General features: G+C 47.1%; 1 rRNA gene. It reads right to left on the bottom strand.

What is annotated here, in order from left to right:
• Positions 1 to 122, bottom strand: a 23S ribosomal RNA gene (locus M3650_RS31575); the annotation flags it as partial.
• Positions 123 to 255 lie beyond the last annotated feature (133 nt).

Genomic DNA, 255 nt, shown 5'->3' with positions numbered 1-255 from the left:
CCCATTCGGACATCCCCGGATCGATGCTTGCTTACAGCTCCCCGAGGCATTTCGTTGTTCGCCACGTCCTTCGTCGGCTCCTGGTGCCTAGGCATCCTCCGTGTGCTCTTACTAGCTTAACCTAGTTCGCTCATTGCTGAGCTTTATATCAACATAAGGATGATTCTAAGACACTTTACTACTTTCGCGATTCAGTTTTCAAGGTACAAGTGTGAAAGAGATTCCTCTTTCAAAACTGAAAACGAGTGGAACGTT

The organism is Paenibacillus sp. MER TA 81-3 (assembly GCF_023713585.1).
In the GTDB taxonomy this organism is placed as follows: Bacteria; Bacillota; Bacilli; order Paenibacillales; family Paenibacillaceae; genus Paenibacillus_B; species Paenibacillus_B profundus.
This window is presented reverse-complemented; position numbering and strand designations above follow the sequence as displayed.